The 19,541-nt window shown below is 72.4% G+C and carries 15 protein-coding genes; 13 read left to right on the top strand and 2 right to left on the bottom strand.

Translation table 11 applies throughout. From position 1 onward, the window contains the following. Positions 1–52: 52 nt before the first annotated feature. The 3 genes from ACZ7MG_RS18505 to ACZ7MG_RS18495 all read left to right on the top strand — a co-directional run bounded on the left by ACZ7MG_RS18505 (position 53) and on the right by ACZ7MG_RS18495 (position 5,667). Positions 53–316 carry a WhiB family transcriptional regulator gene (locus tag ACZ7MG_RS18505; RefSeq protein WP_003975777.1) on the top strand — a complete coding sequence of 88 codons (264 nt, stop codon included), beginning with the start codon at positions 53–55 and terminating at the stop codon, positions 314–316. A 195-nt stretch (positions 317–511) separates the two neighbouring features. Continuing rightward, positions 512–4,162, top strand: a complete 3,651-nt coding sequence (locus tag ACZ7MG_RS18500) for a glycosyltransferase (RefSeq protein WP_471394743.1) — start codon at positions 512–514, stop codon at positions 4,160–4,162. Further along, positions 4,159–5,667, top strand: coding sequence for a DUF5719 family protein (locus ACZ7MG_RS18495; protein ID WP_471394740.1), 1,509 nt, complete (start codon positions 4,159–4,161; stop codon positions 5,665–5,667). Before ACZ7MG_RS18500 ends, ACZ7MG_RS18495 begins: the two co-directional genes overlap by 4 nt. Positions 5,668–5,806: 139 nt before the next feature. Here the strand turns inward: ACZ7MG_RS18495 and ACZ7MG_RS18490 are convergent, their stop codons facing one another. Further along, a complete protein-coding gene (locus ACZ7MG_RS18490; RefSeq protein WP_152173939.1) occupies positions 5,807–6,262 on the bottom strand; it encodes a metallopeptidase family protein in 456 nt (151 codons plus the stop codon). A 294-nt stretch (positions 6,263–6,556) separates the two neighbouring features. Between ACZ7MG_RS18490 and ACZ7MG_RS18485 the strand changes: the two genes are divergently transcribed. The 9 genes from ACZ7MG_RS18485 to ACZ7MG_RS18445 all read left to right on the top strand — a co-directional run bounded on the left by ACZ7MG_RS18485 (position 6,557) and on the right by ACZ7MG_RS18445 (position 16,884). Then, on the top strand, positions 6,557–6,979 hold the full coding sequence (locus ACZ7MG_RS18485; protein WP_152169362.1) for a DUF3499 domain-containing protein: 423 nt from the start codon (positions 6,557–6,559) through the stop codon (positions 6,977–6,979). A 214-nt stretch (positions 6,980–7,193) separates the two neighbouring features. Further along, positions 7,194–8,810 carry an L-lactate permease gene (locus ACZ7MG_RS18480; protein WP_471395022.1) on the top strand — a complete coding sequence of 539 codons (1,617 nt, stop codon included), beginning with the start codon at positions 7,194–7,196 and terminating at the stop codon, positions 8,808–8,810. A gap of 171 nt (positions 8,811–8,981) precedes the next feature. Continuing rightward, positions 8,982–10,346: a phosphomannomutase/phosphoglucomutase gene (locus tag ACZ7MG_RS18475; RefSeq protein WP_471394735.1), complete on the top strand. Its 1,365-nt coding sequence runs from the start codon at positions 8,982–8,984 to the stop codon at positions 10,344–10,346. A 209-nt stretch (positions 10,347–10,555) separates the two neighbouring features. Next, positions 10,556–10,726 carry a Trm112 family protein gene (locus tag ACZ7MG_RS18470; protein ID WP_471394732.1) on the top strand — a complete coding sequence of 57 codons (171 nt, stop codon included), beginning with the start codon at positions 10,556–10,558 and terminating at the stop codon, positions 10,724–10,726. A 98-nt stretch (positions 10,727–10,824) separates the two neighbouring features. Further along, on the top strand, positions 10,825–11,952 hold the full coding sequence (locus tag ACZ7MG_RS18465) for an SIS domain-containing protein (protein ID WP_471394729.1): 1,128 nt from the start codon (positions 10,825–10,827) through the stop codon (positions 11,950–11,952). A 66-nt stretch (positions 11,953–12,018) separates the two neighbouring features. Beyond that, complete coding sequence (gene manA, locus ACZ7MG_RS18460; protein ID WP_471394727.1) at positions 12,019–13,170, top strand: mannose-6-phosphate isomerase, class I; 1,152 nt, start codon at positions 12,019–12,021, stop codon at positions 13,168–13,170. A 159-nt stretch (positions 13,171–13,329) separates the two neighbouring features. Next, a complete protein-coding gene (locus ACZ7MG_RS18455; RefSeq protein WP_471394723.1) occupies positions 13,330–14,307 on the top strand; it encodes a cation diffusion facilitator family transporter in 978 nt (325 codons plus the stop codon). Positions 14,308–14,659: 352 nt separating this feature from the next. Beyond that, positions 14,660–16,117, top strand: a complete 1,458-nt coding sequence (gene ahcY / locus ACZ7MG_RS18450; protein ID WP_471394720.1) for an adenosylhomocysteinase — start codon at positions 14,660–14,662, stop codon at positions 16,115–16,117. A gap of 152 nt (positions 16,118–16,269) precedes the next feature. Continuing rightward, a complete protein-coding gene (locus tag ACZ7MG_RS18445; RefSeq protein ID WP_471394717.1) occupies positions 16,270–16,884 on the top strand; it encodes a hypothetical protein in 615 nt (204 codons plus the stop codon). A gap of 56 nt (positions 16,885–16,940) precedes the next feature. Here the strand turns inward: ACZ7MG_RS18445 and ACZ7MG_RS18440 are convergent, their stop codons facing one another. Then, positions 16,941–18,002: an RDD family protein gene (locus ACZ7MG_RS18440; RefSeq protein WP_471394714.1), complete on the bottom strand. Its 1,062-nt coding sequence runs from the start codon at positions 18,000–18,002 to the stop codon at positions 16,941–16,943. 139 nt (positions 18,003–18,141) lie between these two features. On the opposite strand from ACZ7MG_RS18440, the gene ACZ7MG_RS18435 reads away from it, so the two are divergent. After that, a complete protein-coding gene (locus tag ACZ7MG_RS18435) occupies positions 18,142–19,149 on the top strand; it encodes a stage II sporulation protein M (RefSeq protein WP_471394711.1) in 1,008 nt (335 codons plus the stop codon). The last annotated feature ends 392 nt before the right edge of the window (positions 19,150–19,541 follow it).

The raw sequence follows: 19,541 nt of genomic DNA, 5'->3' as shown, positions 1-19,541 counted from the left end.
AAATCGGTAACGGCCGCACGACGGGGACGCGAAAGACGGACGAGGGGCGCACATGACCGAGCTCGTGCAGCAACTGCTGGTCGACGACGCGGACGAGGAACTCGGCTGGCAGGAGCGCGCGCTGTGCGCCCAGACCGATCCCGAGTCCTTCTTCCCCGAGAAGGGCGGCTCGACCCGCGAGGCCAAGAAGGTCTGCCTCGCCTGCGAGGTCCGCTCCGAGTGCCTCGAATACGCCCTCGCCAACGACGAGCGGTTCGGCATCTGGGGCGGCCTGTCGGAGCGCGAGCGCCGCCGCCTCAAGAAGGCGGCCGTCTGACCCGCCCGGAACACCCGCCCGGCACAGTCGAACAGGAACAACCGAACACGTACGGCCCGTCGCAGGTGGGTTATCCACAGGCGGCGGGCCGCTCTGCTGCCCAGCCGTTAGTGTGGGCCCTCGTCCGAGACGTCCCGCTGTCCTCGCCGGACACAGACGTCCACCGCAGTCCATCGAACCGGGGCCCGTACCTCGATGTCCGTGCACAGCCACACCGCAGCTCACCACGACGCTGCCACGCCCGAGTTCCCACGTCATGTGGTGACCGCGGTCCTCGTCGCGCACGACGGCGCCCGCTGGCTGCCCGACGCGCTCGCCGGGCTGCTCGGCCAGGAGCGCCCGGTGCAGAGCGCCATGGCGGCCGACACCGGCAGCGCGGACGACTCCGCCCGGCTCCTCTCCGACGCCCTCGGCGCCGACCGCGTCCTGCACCTGGCCCGGCGCACCGGTTTCGGCCAGGCCGTCGAGGAGGCCAACCGCACCGCGGGCGTCCTCACCCAGGACGACCTGGCCTACCTCCGCCGCCCCAGCGGCTGGGACCCGGTCACCCGCAGCTGGCGCGACGACGCGTACGACATGCCGGAGCTGCCCCACGGCGAGCCGGTCCAGTGGCTGTGGCTGCTGCACGACGACTGCGCCCCGGAACCCGACGCCCTCGCCCAGCTGCTGCGGGTCGTGGAGAACGAACACGAGCTGGGCCGGGACGACGTCGCCGTCGTCGGCCCCAAGCTGCGCGGCTGGTACGACCGCCGCCAGCTCCTGGAGGTCGGCGTCACCATCGCCGCCTCCGGCCGCCGCTGGACCGGCCTGGACCGCCGTGAGCAGGACCAGGGCCAGCACGACCACGTCAAGCCCAGCCTCGCCGTGTCCACCGCCGGCATGCTGATCCGCCGCGACGTCTTCGAGGAACTGGGCGGCTTCGACCGCCGCCTGCCCCTCATGCGGGACGACGTCGACCTGTGCTGGCGCGCCACCGCCGCCGGGCACCGTGTCCTGGTCGCCCCCGAGGCCGTCGTACGGCACGCAGAGGCGTCCGCGCGCGAGCGCCGCACCGTCGACTGCGTGGGCCGCAGCGCCGCCTCCCCGCACATGGTCGACAAGGCGGGCGCGCTCTACACCCTCCTCGTCAACTCCCGTACGGCACAACTCCCCTGGGTGCTGCTGCGGATCGTCCTCGGCACCCTGCTCAGGACCGTCGCGTATCTCGTCGGCAAGGTCCCCGGACAGGCCGTCGACGAGATCCGCGGTCTGCTGAGCGTGCTGCTGCGGCCCGAGCGGATCATCGCCGGGCGGCGCAGGCGAGGCCGGTCGCAGCTGGACAAGGGCGAGCTGCGCCCGCTGTTCCCGCCGCCCGGCGCGACCGTCCGGGCCACCGTCGAACAGGCCGCCGGCGATCTGTTCGGCCGCTCCGACACCGACACCTCCCCGGCCGGACGGCACGGCGGCGCCGTCGAGTCGGGGCCCGGCGACGACGACGCCGACTTCCTCCAGGTCGAGCAGTTCGCCCGGCTCAAGCGCATCGCGCGCGCCCCCGGGCCCGTGCTCTTCGCGCTCCTGCTGCTAGCCTCCCTCGCCGCCTGCCGTGAACTGCTCGGCGGCGGCGCGCTCGCCGGCGGCACCCTGCTGCCCGCGCCCGCCGACTCCGCCGCGCTGTGGTCGCGCTACCTGGACGGCTGGCACCCGGTCGGCGCGGGCGGCGCCGAGGCCGCGCCGCCGTATCTGGCGATCGTGGCCATGCTCGCCTCCCTGCTCTTCGGCTCCACCGGACTCGCGGTCACCGTGCTCCTCGTGGCGTCCGTGCCGCTGGCCGGCTTCACCGCGTACTTCGCCTCGCGGCCCCTGGTCGAGTCCCGGCTGCTGCGCGCCTGGGCGGCCGTCGTGTACGCCTTCCTGCCCGCCGTCACCGGCGCGCTGGCGACCGGCCGCATCGGCACCGCCGTCCTCGCGGTCCTGCTGCCCCTCATCGCCCGCGCGGGCGCCGCGGCCGCCGGGCTCACGAACAAGACGGGGGCGCGCGGCAGTTGGCGTGCCACCTGGGCGTACGCCCTGTTGCTGGCGATCACCACCGCGTTCACCCCGATCGTGTGGCCCCTCGCGCTGCTCCTCGGCCTCGGGCTCCTCGTGGTGCGCCGCCGCGAGATCACCGCCTACGGCCTCCGCTTCCTCGCCCAGCTGGGCACCCCGCTGCTGATCCTCGCCCCCTGGTCGCTGACGCTGCTGCCGTTCGGCTTCTTCGAGGAGGCCGGTCTGGAGTACGGCGGGAGCAGCGCCTCGGCGACCGATCTGCTGGGCATCAGCCCCGGCGGGCCCGGCACGGTCGGCGGCCTGACGCTCATCGGCGTGGTCCTGGCCGCGCTGGCCGCCCTGCTGCGCTCGGAACGGCAGTTGGCGATCCGGACCGCCTGGATCGTCGCCCTCGTGGCCCTGGTCTTCGCGGTCCTCTCCAACGGCTCCACCTGGGCCGGCCCCGCCACCCTCGTCTACGGCATCGCCCTCCTCGCCGCCGCCACCCTGGGCGCCGACGGAGCGCGCCACCGCGTCGCCGAGCAGAGCTTCGGCTGGCGCCAGCCGGTGGCCGTGCTCATCGCGCTCGCCGCCGCCGTCGGCCCGCTGCTGGCCGCCGTCGGCTGGGTGCTCGGCGGCGCCGACGGCCCCCTGGAGCGCCGCGACCCCGTCCAGGTGCCCGCGTTCGTCGCCGAGGAGAGCGGCACCCGCGACCAGGCCCGCACCCTGGTCCTCGACAGCGACTCCACCGCCGAGGTCGGCTACACCCTGGTCCGCGGCTCCGGCGTCCGCCTCGGCGACGCCGAACTCACCGCGGCCGCCGGGGAGAACAAGCGGCTCGACCAGGTCGTCGCCCACCTCGTCGCGGGCTCCGGCGCCGACCAGAGCGACGAACTCGGCGGCTTCGCCGTGCGGTACGTCCTGGTCCGGCCGGGCGCGCCCCGCGAGGTCAGCCGGGTCCTGGACGCCACGCCCGGCCTGAGCCGGCTCAGCCAGCAGGACGGCAGCGCCCTGTGGCGGGTGGACCGCCAGGTCGCCCGCGTCACCGTCGAGGCCTCCTCCGGCGCCCCCAAGGCCGTCGCCGCCGGACCCGTCGAGGTGCACACCACCCTCCCGGCCGGCGGTTCGGGCCGCGTCCTGCGCCTCGCCGACACCGCCGACGAGTCCTGGACCGCCACCCTCGACGGCAAGCCGCTCACCCCGACCACGGTCGACGGCTGGGCCCAGGGCTTCCAACTGCCCGTGGACGGCGGCAGGCTGGACGTCACCTTCGACGCCCCCGTCAGCCACACCGGCTGGCTGTGGGCGCAGGGCTCGCTCGCCGTCGTCCTCGTGGTCCTCGCCCTGCCCGGCCGCCGCCGGGACGTCGACGACGACCTCCCGGACGAGCCGGTCGCCGTGCCCGCCCAGGACATCACCGGCGACGGCCGCCGCGCCCGCCGCCTGCGCGCCCAGGCGGAGGCCGAGGCCGAGGCCGAGGCCGCACAGGGCCCCGACCCCGACCTGCCGTCCGCCCCGGACGAGATCCCGGCCGCCGCCCCCGTCCCGCAGCAGCAGGGATACGGCGAGTGGGACACCCAGCACCACGCGAACGCCGAGTACGGCCAGTACGACCAGCAGTACCAGGGCGCCCAGCAGTACCCGGCGGGCACGTACGACCAGCAGCAGTACTACCAGGCCGCCCCCGACCAGGGCGGCCAGTACGACCCGTACGCCTCCTACGGGGGCAACACGGTCTCGTACGACCAGACGTACACCCAGGGCTACGACGCGACGTACGACCCGTCGCACGGCACCGGCACCGGCGCCGACAGCGAGCGCCCCGACGGGAGCCAGCAGTGAACCGCCAGACCCTGTCCCTGATCGCCGGCGCGACCGCCCTGGCCGCCGTCACCGGCTTCGCCACGCTCTCCGCGCCCGACCCCGCCGGAGACACCACCACCGCGAAGGCCGCCGCCCAACTGCCCGTGCAGCGCACGAGCCTGCTCTGCCCGCAGCCGAGCACCTCGGACATCGCGGAGACCGCGTACACCTCCTTCACCCCCGTCACCGAAGACGCCGGCGACGACGGCGACGCCGAACTCGTGGCGGCGGGCGGGGAGTCGGCGGACACCGGCAAGGACGACAAGGACGACAAGGGCGAGGACAAGGCCGCCAAGCCGGTCGTCGAGGTCAAGGAGCCCGGCAAGCCCGTCACCGGCAGCACCGACGGCGGTGACTCGCCCGCGCTGATCGGCACGGCCGAGGGGAAGTTCGCGCCCGGCTGGACGGTCCAGGAGACCACCGAGGTCGCCGCCGGCACCGGCCGCGGCCTGCTCGGCGTGAACTGCGCCGCCCCGGACACGGAGTTCTGGTTCCCGGGCGCGAGCACGGCCGCGGGCCGCACCGACTACGTCCACCTCGTCAACCCGGACGACTCGGCGGCCGTCGTCGACATCGAGCTGTACGGCAAGGACGGCGTCCTGAAGTCGACGGTGGGCGACGGCATCACGGTCCAGCCCCGCTCCGGCGAGCCGGTCCTGCTGTCGACGCTCGCCACGGCGAAGGAGGCCGACCTCACCGTCCACGTCAACGTCCGCAGCGGCCGGGTCGCCGCGGCGGTCCAGGCCCTCGACGACAAGGTGGGCGGCGACTGGCTCTCCGCCGGGGCCGACCCGGCGGGCACCCTGGTCCTTCCCGGCATCCCGAAGGACGCCACCTCCGTGACCCTCGTCGCCTACGCCCCCGGCGAGACCGACGCCGACCTGAAGCTCCGCCTCGCCTCGCCCAACGGCCCGATCACCCCGGCGGGCAATGAGACGCTGCACGTCAAGGGGGGCATGACCGCCTCGGCCGACCTGGGTGACATCACGCGCGGCGAACCCGGTTCGCTCATCCTCACCCCCACCGGCCAGTCGGTGCCGGTGGTGGCCGCCCTCCGCGTCGTCCGCGGCAAGGGGGACAACCAGGAGACCGCGTTCATCCCGGCGACCCGCCCGGTCGGCGCGCGCGCCACGGTCGCCGACAACCGCGCGAAGGGCACGACCCTCGCCCTCACCGCGCCCACCGGTGCGGCGAAGGTCAAGGTCACCGCGTCCGCCGGCAGCGGGGGCGGGGAGTCCGCGACGAAGACCTTCACGATCAAGGCCGGCACCACGCAGAACGTCGACATGCCCGCGCCGAGCGGTCTCAAGGGCGCCTACGCCCTCACCGTCGAAACCACGTCCGGCGGTCCGGTCTACGCCTCCCGCCTCCTGGAGTCCAAACTCGACAGCGTCCCCGCCTTCACGATCCAAACCCTCCCGGACGACCGAGGCACGGTGGCCGTCCCGAAGGCACGGCAGGACCTGTCGATCATGCAGAGGTAGCTGTTCGGCGGGGGGCTCGTCGTCTGCGGGTGTGGGGCAGAGGTGAAAAGCACGGGGCGCAGCCCCTGCTTTTCAGGGGCGCGGGGAACTGCGCGACCAGCCCACCACTCACCCGCGGCCGAAGAACGCACCCCGGCCGTCAGTCCTCGCCGTACCGAGGATCCACATTCTCCGGATTCAGCCCCAGCAACTCCGCCACCTGCTCCACCACGACCTCATGCACCAGCGCGGCCCGCTCGTCCCGCCCCTTGGTACGGATCTCCACCGGCCGCCGATACACCACGACCCGCGCCGGCCGCCCCTCCCGCGCCGCCACCGTCCCCCCGAGCGGCACGGCCTCGTCGTTCCACGCCCCGTCCACCGGCCCGTCGAGCCGCGGCACCTCCAGCACGAGGAAGTCGATGTCCGCCAGCTGCGGCAACCGCCGCTCCAGCCGCTCCACGGAGTCCTGCACAAGATCCGCGAACACGTCCGCACGGCTCGCCGCGAGCGGCACCTGCGGCGGCGCGATGGGCCCACGCATCCCCCTGCCGTGCCGATCTCGGCGGCGGGGCCCGGGTGCGGAGGCGGCGCGGGGCGGTACGAGGTTGTCCATCACCTGTGAAGCGTAGTCCCCGCGAGGTCGGCCCGCCCGGCTCCACACCCCCGGCGACCCCCGCCGACCCGCCCCGTACGGCATGTCGCGGGATGACCATTCCAGCCAAGGTTGGGCTCGATTCCGTATCTCTCCGAGACCGGCGAACTCACGCCAATTAGCCTGGTTTGTACAGAAAATTGACCGAACTCGGGCCCGTTCGGCATCCCGGACGCGGGGTTACTCGCAGGTCAACGCCGTGGGTTCGGAGGGGCGTGTGGGGCGTTTCACAGCACGACACGGTGGAGTGACCTGGTGGAGAGTCGTCGCGGCCCGCTCAAGAGTGCGGTACCGTCCAACGTCGTGAGCCCTGTACGTCGCTGTTCGCGCACCGCTTGCGGCCGCCCCGCCGTCGCGACGCTGACGTACGTCTACGCCGACTCGACCGCGGTCCTCGGCCCCCTCGCCACCTACGCCGAACCCCACTGTTACGACCTGTGCGCCGAGCACTCCGAGCGCCTCACCGCGCCGCGCGGCTGGGAGGTCGTACGGCTGCTGGACGCCTCGGCCCCCGCGCGCCCCAGCGGTGACGACTTGGAGGCGCTCGCCAATGCCGTGCGCGAGGCGGCCCGCCCGCAGCGGCGCGCCGCGGAGGCCGGTGGCGGCGCGCGTACGGCGGACCCGATGGAGGTCGCCCGCCGCGGCCATCTCCGCGTGCTGCGCTCGCCCGACAACTGACGTCCCGCGTGGGGCCGTTGCCGTGGCTGCCGTGACCTCGCGGTCGAACTCCGTGTCCTTCCGCTCTCCTCGTGTCTCCTCGTGGCTCTTTCTGTTCGCGCCGTTTCGCTCGGTGACGCACGCCTGTTGACGGTGTGTCGGCGCGGACGCGATCATTCCGGGTGCCCGTGCCGTGAGAAGCCGCTTCCGCATCGCGGAATCCGGGGAGGCTCCCGTGTACGTCCAGCAACTGGAACCCGTGGCCGGTTCGCTCGGCCTGTCCGCCCTGATCGCGACCCTGCCCCTCGTCATCGTCCTGGTCCTGCTCGGCGGTGTGCGCCTGAAAGCCCATCTGGCGGGCCTGATCGGCCTTCTGACGGCCGTTCTGGTCGCCTGGCTCGCCTTCCGCATGCCACTCGGCCAGACGCTCTCCAGCGCAACCCAGGGGGCCGCTTTCGGCCTCTTCCCGATCATGTGGATCGTCGTCAACGCCCTGTGGGTGTACCGGATGACCGTCCACACCCGGCACTTCGACATCCTGCGCCGCTCCTTCGGGCGGCTCTCCGACGACCCGCGCATCCAGGCGCTCGTGGTCGCGTTCTGCTTCGGCGCGCTGCTGGAGGCCCTCGCCGGCTTCGGCGCGCCGGTCGCCATCTGCTCGGTCATGCTCGTCGCGCTCGGCTTCGAACCGGTGAAGGCCGCCGTGGTCGCCCTCGTGGCCAACACCGCGCCCGTCGCCTTCGGCGCCATGGGCACCCCGGTCGTCACCCTCGCCCAGGTCACCGAACTGCCCCTGGACACCGTCGCGTCCGTGGTCGGCCGCCAGACACCGCTGCTCGCCCTGGTGGTGCCGCTGGTCCTGGTCTGGCTCGTCGACGGGCGGCGCGGACTGCGCGAGACCTGGGTGCCCGCCCTCGCCTGCGGATTCGCCTTCGCCGTCGGCCAGTTCATCGCCTCCAACTACGTCTCCGCGCAACTCGCCGACATCGGCGCCGCCTTGCTGGGCGCGGGCGCCCTCGTCGCCGTACCCCAGGCACGACGGCCCGCCGCCGAGCCCGTACGGGCCGCCGTGCTGACCGGCGCGCGCAGCGAGGACCTCGACGAGCAGGACCCGCCGCGTGAAGTCCTGCGCGCCTACGCCCCGTACGCGCTGATCGTGGCGATCTTCTCCGTCGCCCAGATCCCGGCCGTGAAGGACTGGCTGGCCGGGGCGACACAGACGTACGACTGGCCCTTCCTGGACGTCGTGAACCCGGACGGCGATCCCGTGGGCGGCAATGTCTTCACCTGGCCGGTCGTGTCCACCGGCGGCACGCTCGTGCTGTTCGCCGGGCTGTGCACGGCCGTCGTTCTGGGGGTCCACGCGCGCGTGGCCGTCCGGGAGTGGGCCGCCACGGTCCACGAACTGCGGTTCGCGATCCTCACGGTGACCTCCGTCCTCGCCCTGGCCTACGTCATGAACCTCTCCGGGCAGGCCGCCACCATCGGCCACTTCGTGGCGGCGGCCGGCGCCGGGCTCGCCTTCCTGTCACCCGTGCTGGGCTGGTTCGGCGTCGCGGTCTCCGGCTCGGACACCTCCGCCAACGCGCTGTTCGGCGCCCTCCAGGTGAGCGCGGCCCGCGAGTCGGGCCTGTCGCCGGAACTGCTCGCCGCCGCCAACAGCTCCGGCGGCGTCCTCGGCAAGATGATCTCCCCGCAGAACCTGACCATCGCCTGCGCCGCCGTCGGCCTCGCGGGCCGCGAGGGCGACCTGTTGCGCAAGGTGCTGCCCTGGAGCCTGGGGCTGCTGCTGGTGATGTGCCTGATCGTGGTGGGCCAGAGCACACCCGTACTGGACTGGATGCTTCCGTGAGGCCGGAACGGATGTTTCCGTGAGGCCGGAACGGATGTTTCCGTGAGGCCGGAACGGAGGCCTCCGTGCGGCGTCCCCTCCGGACGGGACCCTCCTCCGAGGTCACACGGACCACTGTCACCCCGGGCGGGTACTTTGGGTGCCCGGTGAGGACTTCAGGAGGGTTTGGCCGTGGCTGCTGATCTGACGACGATCGTGAAGGCGTACGACGTACGCGGGGTGGTCCCGGACCAGTGGGACGAGACCCTGGCCGAGCTGCTCGGGGCGGCCTTCGTACGCGTGACCGGCGCGGACGCCATCGTGACCGGCCACGACATGCGGCCCTCCTCACCCGGCCTGTCGCGTGCCTTCGCGCGCGGTGCGGCGGCGCTCGGGGTGAACGTGACCGAGATCGGCCTCTGTTCGACGGACCAGCTGTACTACGCGTCGGGCGCGCTGAACCTGCCCGGCGCGATGTTCACGGCCTCCCACAACCCCGCCCAGTACAACGGCATCAAGATGTGCCGCGCCGGCGCCGCCCCCGTCGGCCAGGACACCGGCCTCGCCGAGATCCGCGAACTCGCCGAGACCTGGAGCGAGTCGGGCGCCCCGGAGCCCGCCGCGACCCCGGGAACGATCACGCGGCGGGACACGTTGGAGGGGTACGCGGCGCACCTCCTCGGCCTCGTCGACCTGACTTCCATCCGCCCCCTGAAGGTCGTCGTCGACGCGGGCAACGGCATGGGCGGCCACACCGTCCCGACCGTCTTCGCCGACATCCCCCTCGACCTCGTCCCCATGTACTTCGAACTGGACGGCACGTTCCCGAACCACGAGGCCAACCCTCTCGACCCGGCGAACATCGTCGACCTCCAGAAGCGGGTCCGTGAGGAGGGCGCCGACCTCGGTATCGCCTTCGACGGCGACGCCGACCGCTGCTTCGTCGTCGACGAGCAGGGCGACCCCGTCCCGCCCTCCGCCATCACCGCACTGGTCGCCGCCCGCGAACTGGCCCGGCACGGCGGCAAGGGCACGGTCATCCACAACCTGATCACCTCCTGGTCCGTCCCCGAGGTCGTGAAGGAGCACGGCGGCACCCCCGTGCGCACCCGCGTCGGCCACTCCTTCATCAAGGCGGAGATGGCCAGGACCGGCGCGATCTTCGGCGGCGAGCACTCCGCCCACTACTACTTCGCCGACTTCTGGAACGCCGACACGGGCATGCTCGCCGCTCTCCACGTCCTGGCCGCCCTCGGCGGCCAGGACGGCCCCCTCTCCGGCCTCGTCGCCCAGTACGACCGCTACGCCGGCTCCGGCGAGATCAACTCCACCGTCGCCGACCAGCCGGGCCGCCTGGCCGCGATCCGCTCCACCTACGAGAACCGCGCCGACATCACCCTCGACGCCCTGGACGGCCTCACCGTCACCTCCACGGACTGGTGGTTCAACGTCCGCCCCTCCAACACGGAACCCCTGCTGAGACTGAACGCGGAGGCGAGGGACGAGCAGACGATGGCGAGGGTGCGGGACGAGGTGCTGAAGATCATCAGGGCGTGAGCGCCCCTGAAGGGGCGCGGGGAACTGCGCGAGAAGCCCCACCGGGCCCGCAGACGGGGGTCGAAGGGGCGCAGCCCCTGGGGGATGGGACGGGTAGGGGCGGCGGGGGCGAAAAGACCACCCCGCCCCCAACCCCGGCGCCGCCCCCCACACGGCGGTACTCTGACCAGGCCGCACCGCACGAACCCGCCCCCGAAGGGACCCCCGACATGCCGCTCGAAGCCGGCCTCCTGGAGATCCTCGCCTGCCCGGCGTGCCACGCCCCCCTCACGGAGGAGGACACCGAGCTGACCTGCACGAACCAGGACTGCGGCCTCGCCTACCCCATCCGGGACGGCATCCCCGTCCTCCTCGTCGACGAGGCCCGCCGCCCCGAGTGACCCGCGCGATCAAGCTCGCGCGCAAGGAGTGACCCCGCACGACCGGGAAACCCGGCGTACGGGCGACCAGGGCACCCGGCGATCGGAGGCTTCCGCCCATGCTCGACGAATCGTTGCTGGACACCCCCGAGGCCCTGTCGGAGGCGGACCGCCGCGACCTGCTCCGCGGCGCCGCCGAGGCCGGCGCCCGGGTCCGTACGGCCATCCGCCTCGGCACCGAGGCCGGCATCCCGGACCTGAAACCGGACGGCCGCCCCCGCGCCCTCCTGATCGCGGGCCCCGGCATGGCCTCCGCGGGCGTCGCCGACCTGCTCGGCGCCCTCGCGGGGTCGAGCTGCCCCCTCACCCGGCTCCACCCCACCGGCGTGGCCCCCGCCGCGGGCGCCCTCCGCTGGGACCTCCCGGGCTGGGCCGGCTCGGTCGACCTCCTGCTCATCGCCACCGCCGACGGCTCCGAACCCGGCCTGTCGCTCCTGGTCGACCAGGCCTACCGACGCGGCTGCACCGTCGTCGCCGTCGCTCCGCCCCGCACCCCGGTCGCCGAGGCCGTGGCAGGCGCCCACGGCCTCTTCGTACCGATGGCGACCGGCCCGTACGAGCAGGAGGTGCCCCTGGGCGCCGCCGCCCCCGGAGTGCTGTGGGCGCTGCTCACCCCGATGCTCGCGCTGCTGGACCGCACCGGCCTGGTCGCCGCCCCGCCGGACGCCCTGCAGAAGGTCGCCGACCGCCTCGACCACGTCGCCGAGCGCTGCGGCCCGGCCATCGCCACCTACAGCAACCCCGCCAAGACCCTCGCCGCCGAGCTGGCCGACGTGCTCCCGGTGATCTGGACCGAGGGCCAGGCCGCGGGCCCCGTGGGCCGCCGATTCGCCGCCGCGCTCGCCGAGCTGGCGGGCCGCCCCGCCCTCGCCGCCCAGCTCCCGGAGGCCCTCGCCGCGCACACGGCGCTGCTGTCGGGCCCGCTCGCCGCGAACGCCGACCCCGACGACTTCTTCCGCGACCGCGTCGAGGACGCACCCGTCCTGCACGCGCGCGTGGTCCTCGTCCGCGACCGCCCCACCGGCGGCCTGAGCGCCGTCCCGGCCGCCCGCGAGCTGGCCCTCGGCCACGACACCGCGATCAGCGAGCTGGAACCCGAGGAGGGCAGTGACCTGGAGACCCTCGCGGAGATGATCGCCATCACCGATTTCGCCGCCGTTTACCTGTCGCTCGCCTCCGGAGCCTGATCTTTACCGGAGCCCGACCCTGACCGGGGCCTCGGCCGGCCTCCCACCTACGGAGAAACACACACCATGGACCGCCTCGACAACACCGTCCGCCCCTACGCCTGGGGTTCGACCACCGCCATCCCGCACCTCCTCGGCGTGGCCCCCACCGGCGAGCCGCAGGCGGAGATGTGGATGGGCGCCCACCCGGGCGCCCCCTCCCGCACCGGGCGCGGCCCCCTCACCGAGGTGATCGACGAGGCCCCGGAACGTGAGCTGGGCATCCGCACGGTCGAGAAGTTCGGCCCCCGCCTCCCCTTCCTCCTCAAGCTCCTCGCCGCCGGCGCCCCCCTCTCCCTCCAGGTCCACCCCGACCTCGAACAGGCCCGGGAGGGCTACGAGGACGAGGAGCGGCGCGGCATCCCGATCGACGCGGGCCACCGCAACTACAAGGACGCCAACCACAAGCCCGAACTCATCTGCGCCCTCACCGAGTTCGACGGCCTCTGCGGCTTCCGCGACCCGCTGCGGGCCGCCGAGCTGCTCGCCGCCCTCGACGTCGACTCCCTCAAGCCGTACGTCGACCTCCTGCACGCCCACCCCGAAGAGGCCGCTCTGCGCGAGGTGTTGACGGCCGTCCTGGGCGCCGACCCCGCCGAGATGACCCACACCGTCACCGAGGCCGCGGCCGCCTGCGCCCGCCTCGGCGGCGACCACGCCCCGTACGCCGACATCGCCCACCACTACCCGGGCGACCCCGGCGTCATCGCCGCCATGCTCCTCAACCACGTACGGCTGCAGCCCGGCGAGGCCCTGTTCCTCGGCGCCGGCATCCCGCACGCCTACCTCAACGGTCTCGGCGTCGAGATCATGGCCAACTCCGACAACGTCCTGCGCTGCGGCCTCACCCCCAAGCACGTCGACGTCCCCGAACTCCTGCGCATCGTCCGCTTCGAGGCGACCGACCCCGGCGTCCTGCGCCCCGAGGCGTCCCCCGACGGCGAGGAGGTCTACGAGACCCCCATCGACGAGTTCCGCCTCTCCCGCTTCGTCCTCCCCGAGGCCGGTGGCCCGCACGACCTCACCCGCGCCACCCCGCAGATCCTTCTCTGCACGGCCGGTTCGGTCCGCGCGGGCGAACACACCCTCGCCCCCGGCCAGTCCGTCTTCGTACCGGCGGACGAGAAGGCCGAGGTGTCCGGGCCGGGCACCCTGTTCCGCGCCACCGTCGTCGCCTGAGCGACGGGACCCGTGCGACCCGCCGGACCGGGCTGCAACAATGCCCCCTGCAAAAGGCGGGCAAAGCCCGGCCGGTGACGGACGGAAACGTGGGTACGTGTGCCAGGTGCGCGCACCCACGCACAGATATATGCGTAGGCGAAGGGACACCCCGGACACATGAGCGCGTCAGGCGGCACCAAGGCGATCGTGGCGGCACTCGCCGCCAACCTCGCGATCGCGGTAGCGAAGTTCGTGGCGTTCCTCTTCAGCCACTCGTCGTCGATGCTCGCCGAGTCCGTTCACTCGCTCGCCGATTCGGGCAACCAGGCCCTGCTGCTCCTCGGCGGCAAGAAGGCCCAGCGCGAGGCGACCCCGCAACACCCCTTCGGCTACGGCCGCGAGCGCTACATCTACGCCTTCCTCGTCTCCATCGTCCTGTTCTCCGTCGGCGGCATGTTCGCCCTCTACGAGGGCTACGAGAAGATCAAGCACCCGCACGAGATCGAGGCCTGGTACTGGCCGGTCGGCGTCCTCGTCTTCGCGATCATCGCCGAGACCTTCTCCTTCCGGACCGCCATCAAGGAATCCAACGTCCTGCGCGGCAAGAAGTCCTGGACCGAGTTCGTCCGCCACGCCAAGGCCCCCGAGCTGCCCGTCGTCCTCCTGGAGGACCTCGGCGCCCTCGTCGGTCTGATCCTCGCCCTCGGCGGCGTCGGCCTCGCCCTCCTCACCGGCGACGGCGTCTGGGACGGCATCGGCACCCTCTGCATCGGCATCCTGCTGATCCTCATCGCGATCGTCCTGGCCGCCGAGACCAAGTCGCTGCTCCTGGGCGAGGCCGCCGGCGTGGAGGAGGTCAAGAAGATCGAGGCCGCGATCGTCGACGGCGACACGGTCCCCGGCATCATCCACATGCGCACGCTCCACCTCGGCCCCGAGGAACTGCTGGTCGCCGCCAAGATCGCCGTCCGGCACGACGAGACGGCCACCGAGGTCGCCAACGCCATCGACGCCGCCGAGGCCCGCATCCGCGAGGCCGTCCCGATCGCCCGCGTCATCTACCTGGAGCCCGACATCTACAGCGAGGCGGAGGCCGCCAAGGGCCCCGACCCCGACGCCGCCCCCGGCGGCCCGGCCACCACCGCCGAACACTGACCCACCAGCCGCTCCGCGGACAGGGGCCCGTCGCGCATCGAAGCGACGGGCCCCTTCTCCGTCCCCGGCCCGCCCCTGGCCGCAACGGCTTCGCCCCTCCGTCGGCTTGATCTGTACGCAGGCGGACTGGGGCAGGCCGGGCCGACCGGTGTAGCTTGGGACGGAGCCAGACGTCGCTGCTGATGGCGGTCGGGCGGTCCCACCGAGGACCGGCCGAGGGAGAGAGGGCCTCCGACGGACTGCGCTGCGCGCACGCGGGCATGCCTGTGTCCTCTTCGGGGCACCCCTGTGTCCGCCGCCGCGCAGACCAGCCCTACCCACCCTCGACCCGACACCCGAGGAGCAGCTCGCCATGACGACTGTCGACAACCGACAGGACTTCAAGGTCGCCGACCTCTCCCTGGCCGCCTTCGGCCGCAAGGAGATCACCCTCGCCGAGCACGAGATGCCCGGCCTGATGGCGATCCGCAAGGAGTTCGCCGCCACCCAGCCGCTGGCCGGCGCCCGGATCATGGGCTCGCTGCACATGACCGTGCAGACCGCCGTCCTGATCGAGACCCTGGTCGCCCTGGGCGCCGAGGTCCGCTGGGTCTCCTGCAACATCTTCTCCACCCAGGACCACGCGGCCGCCGCGATCGCGGTCGGTCCGAACGGTACGCCCGAGAACCCGCAGGGCGTCCCGGTCTTCGCCTGGAAGGGCGAGACCCTGGAGGAGTACTGGTGGTGCACCGAGCAGGCGCTGACCTGGCCGAACAGCCCCACCGGCGGCCCCAACATGATCCTCGACGACGGCGGTGACGCCACCCTCCTCGTCCACAAGGGCGTCGAGTACGAGAAGGACGGCGAGGTCCCCGCCGTCGACACCGCCGAGAACGACGAGCACCGCGTCATCCTCGAACTCCTGAACCGCACCATCACCAACGGCTCCCAGAAGTGGACCCAGCTCGCCTCGGAGATCCGCGGCGTCACCGAGGAGACCACCACCGGCGTCCACCGCCTGTACGAGATGCAGCGCGACGGCCAGCTGCTCTTCCCGGCGATCAACGTGAACGACGCCGTGACGAAGTCGAAGTTCGACAACAAGTACGGCTGCCGCCACTCCCTGATCGACGGCATCAACCGCGCCACCGACGTCCTCATCGGCGGCAAGACCGCCGTCGTCTTCGGCTACGGCGATGTCGGCAAGGGCTGCGCGGAGTCGCTGCGCGGACAGGGCGCCCGTGTCATCGTCACCGAGATCGACCCGATCTGCGCGCTGCAGGCGGCGATGGACGGCTACCAGGTCACCACGCTCGACGAGGTCGTCGAGACCGCCGACATCTTCATCACCACGACCGGCAACAAGGACATCATCATGGCCGCCGACATGGCCAAGATGAAGCACCAGGCCATCGTCGGCAACATCGGCCACTTCGACAACGAGATCGACATGGCCGGCCTCGCCAAGGTGCCCGGCATCGTCAAGGACGAGGTCAAGCCCCAGGTTCACACCTGGACCTTCGAGGACGGCAAGGTCCTCATCGTCCTGTCCGAGGGCCGCCTGCTGAACCTGGGCAACGCCACCGGGCACCCGTCGTTCGTGATGTCCAACTCCTTCGCGGACCAGACGCTGGCCCAGATCGAGCTGTTCACCAAGCCCGACGAGTACCCCACGGGCGTCTACACGCTGCCCAAGGCCCTCGACGAGAAGGTCGCCCGCCTCCACCTCGACGCGCTCGGCGTGAAGCTCACGACGCTGCGCCCCGAGCAGGCCGCGTACATTGGCGTGGAGGTCGAGGGCCCGTACAAGTCGGACCACTACCGCTACTGATCCACTCGTGACGGGTGCGTGTGTACACCGACGCACCCGTCACGGCAGCAGTGGCCCCCAGGCAGGCCCCCGCACCCCCGTGCCGGGGGCCTGCCCGTTCCGCCCCGCACCCGCCCGTCGGCCGGACCGGCCCGTCAAGACCCAGGACCCCCATGCCCCGCGGCCGGTATTCGCTGCACGACCCGCACGACCACACCCTCCTCGCCGAAGAACACTTCCACTGCGCGCCCGGCCCCTCCGGCTGGCGCTATGTCTCCCAGCTGACCGCTCCCTCCGGCGACCACATGGGCTCCGTCGACCTCGCCCTCGACGAACTCGGCCGCCCCATCCGCCTCGAACTCCACGCCGCGAGCTGGCAGGTCCGCGGCGCCGCCCTCGACGGCGTCACCTGGGTCCGCACCGACCCCACCGGTACGGAGGCCACCGAAGGCAACGTCCCCGCCCACGCCTTCACCGGCACCTCCCCGGCGTTCCTGATCGCCACCGCCCGTCTCCTGCGCCTCACCCCCTCCGCGCCCGCCACCCGCGTACGCCTCGTCGCCTTCACCGACCCGGTCCTCGCCCCGCGCACCCTGGACCAGTCCTGGGCCTTGATCGAAAGAGAAGCACACGCCACTGACAACGGCCCCCTGACCGTGGACGAATACCAGGTCACAGCCCTGGACACGGGCGAGCGGCACACCGTCCACCTCGCCGGCGACGTCGTTCTGGCGGCCCCCGGGATCGAGCTGGAGCACTTGGAGACACCGCCGTCGACGTTCGACTGAGCCAGCGGCTCGGGGGACGGACCGGGGTGTACGGCGGCTCGGAGGAGGGCCGGAGCCTAAGCGGGTGGCGCGAAGCCGGTGCTTGGCCGGTCAACGGCGGGCGGGGGAGGAGTAGGCGCAGGGGCTGGGTGTACGGCGGGGCCGGGAATGCCAGCCGGGGGAGTGGGGCCCGAGGGTCCCGCAGGGGGCGCGTAGCCGGGGTCGGCCAGTGGCGGCGAGGCCGGGTGGGCATACCCGCCCGGCGGCGCATACGCCGGAGTGGCAGGGGGCTGAGCTGCCGGCCCACCCCAGCCGGGTCCAGCGACCGGCTGGCCGAGCGCGGCCGGACCCGGCGCACCCGGAGGACCTGGCACGCCGCCCGCACCCACCGCGCCCCCGAACGCCTGGCGGGCCTCCCGCGCCTGCCGCTCGTGCACCACGGCGGCCAGATACGCGCCCGGCGGCACCCCGTACGGCGCCGGAGCCCCCGTACGCGCCGCGAGGTCCGCGGCGAGACGTTCCGCCATGGCCGCGGCCACGTGCGGGTCCAGCTGACGCATCCGCGTCAGGTACTGGCGGACCGCCAGCCACAGCCCGTCCGGAACGGCTGACAGGTCGAGCCCGGAGAACTGGCCCACGAGCCAGGGCGGCGGCGGAGGCACGAACGCCGTCCGTCCGGCCGGAACCCGCTCCCGCACGACCAGCGTCCCCGCGAACACGTCGCCCAGGCGCCGCCCCCGCGCCGACACGAGCGAGGCGATACAGGCGACGACGCCGAACGTCATCAGGATCTCCACGACTCCGACCGCCCCGCGCACCAGCGCGTGCCGGAACCGGATCGGTCCGCCGTCGTCCCGCACCACCCGCAGCCCGCACGCCAGCTTCCCCAGCGACCGCCCGTGGCTCAGCGTCTCCACCGCGATCGGCCCGCCCACCAGCACGAGCAGGAAGCTCGCGATGGATATCGCCGTCTGCGCGGCCTCGTCCAGGCTCGCCGTGGACAGCACCAGGATCAGGACCACCGCGAGGTACACGACCACGGCCACGATCAGGTCGAGCAGCACGGCCAGCGCCCGGCTCGGCAGCTTCGCGGGACGCAGCTCCAGCGCCACCGCCTCACCCGTCACCAGCTCACTCACACCCGTAGTCCTTCCGGTTCGATCCCCTGACCTGCCCTGAGAGTGGCCAGTCTGCCAAGCTGAGGTCATATCGCGCCGCAGTACGACCAGTACGACAAGCCGACACGCAGTATGAGAGGGACGAGGAGCAGCACACCCGATGGACCTCGATGTCTTCGTGTCCGCCCATCGCGCCGAGTGGGACCGCCTCGACGCCCTGCTCCGCCGCCAGCGCCGTCTCGACGGAGCCGAGGTCGACGAACTCGTCACCCTCTACCAACGCACCGCCACCCACCTCTCCCTGATCCAGTCCAGCGCTCCGGACCCCCAGCTCACGGGACGTCTCAGCCAACTGGTGGCACGCGCGCGCAGTGCCGTGACGGGAAACCGACGGGCGTCCTGGCGCGATGTCACCCGCTTCCTCACCCATGGCTTTCCCGCCGCGGTCTACCGCTCCCGCCACTGGTGGGTCCCGACGGCACTGCTCTCCACCCTGGTCGCCGTACTCCTGGGCTGGTGGATCGGCACCCATCCGGAGGTCCAGGCAAGCATCGCGGCCCCCGACGCACTGCGCGAGATGACCCGTCCCGGCGGCCAGTACGAGACGTACTACTCATCCCATCCCGCCGCGTCCTTCGCGGCCCAGGTGTGGACGAACAACGCCCAGGCCGCCGCGATGTGCCTGGTCCTGGGAATCTTCCTGGGCCTGCCGGTCCTCTGGATCCTGCTCCTGAACATGCTGAATCTGGGGGTGGGCATCGGACTGATGACCTCGGCCGGCCGCCTCGACGTCTTCCTCGGCCTGATCCTCCCGCACGGTCTGCTGGAACTGACCGCCGTCTTCGTGGCCGCCGGCACGGGCCTACGTCTCGGCTGGACCGTCATCGACCCGGGCCCTCGCAGCCGCCGTTCGGCCTTGGCGGAGGAAGGGCGAGCGGCCCTGGGCATGGCGATAGGCCTGGCGCTGGTCCTCTTCGTCTCCGGCGCCATCGAAGGCTTCGTCACCCCGTCCGGCCTGCCTACCTGGGCCCGCATCAGCATCGGCGTCCTCGCCGAACTGGTCTTCCTCGCGTACGTCTATGTCCTGGGCGGACGAGCCGTCCGGGCTGGTGAAACGGGCGACGTCGAGGAGCACGAACGCAGCGCCGCGGTGCCTACGGCCGCCTGATGTGCATCCACCCCCGCCGGGCTGTTAGTCTCCTCTTCGTTCCCGCAAGAGCCGTTGACACGGTGCCTGTGGGGAGGTAGATTTGAACAGTTGCCTAGAGGTGGTCATGCCCCAGGGAGGCAGTGAAAATCTACCGGCTTCTCGCGAGTGTGATTTCCCGAGTGAGCCCATCCGATCAATCAGAAACAAGCGGCCGGTCAGCCCGGCCAAAAACTTCTGATAAAGTCGGAGTCGCCGGAAAGGGAAACGCGGAAGCGGGAACCTGGAAAGCACCGAGGAAATCGGAACCGGAAACGGTCTGATAGAGTCGGAAACGCAAGACAGCAAGACCGAAGGGAAAAGCCCGGAGGAAAGCCCGAGAGGGTGAGTACAAAGGAAGCGTCCGTTCCTTG

The organism is Streptomyces sp. NPDC107538 (genome assembly GCF_055657445.1).
This window is presented reverse-complemented; position numbering and strand designations above follow the sequence as displayed.

Coding starts and splice junctions, on each gene's coding strand:
- ACZ7MG_RS18505 (WP_003975777.1), top strand. CDS start 53: ATGACCGAGCTCGTGCAGCAACTGCTGGTCGACGACGCGGACGAGGAA.
- ACZ7MG_RS18500 (WP_471394743.1), top strand. CDS start 512: ATGTCCGTGCACAGCCACACCGCAGCTCACCACGACGCTGCCACGCCC.
- ACZ7MG_RS18490 (WP_152173939.1), bottom strand. CDS start 6,262: ATGGACAACCTCGTACCGCCCCGCGCCGCCTCCGCACCCGGGCCCCGC.
- ACZ7MG_RS18470 (WP_471394732.1), top strand. CDS start 10,556: ATGCCGCTCGAAGCCGGCCTCCTGGAGATCCTCGCCTGCCCGGCGTGC.
- ACZ7MG_RS18465 (WP_471394729.1), top strand. CDS start 10,825: ATGCTCGACGAATCGTTGCTGGACACCCCCGAGGCCCTGTCGGAGGCG.
- manA (WP_471394727.1), top strand. CDS start 12,019: ATGGACCGCCTCGACAACACCGTCCGCCCCTACGCCTGGGGTTCGACC.
- ACZ7MG_RS18455 (WP_471394723.1), top strand. CDS start 13,330: ATGAGCGCGTCAGGCGGCACCAAGGCGATCGTGGCGGCACTCGCCGCC.
- ahcY (WP_471394720.1), top strand. CDS start 14,660: ATGACGACTGTCGACAACCGACAGGACTTCAAGGTCGCCGACCTCTCC.
- ACZ7MG_RS18445 (WP_471394717.1), top strand. CDS start 16,270: ATGCCCCGCGGCCGGTATTCGCTGCACGACCCGCACGACCACACCCTC.
- ACZ7MG_RS18435 (WP_471394711.1), top strand. CDS start 18,142: ATGGACCTCGATGTCTTCGTGTCCGCCCATCGCGCCGAGTGGGACCGC.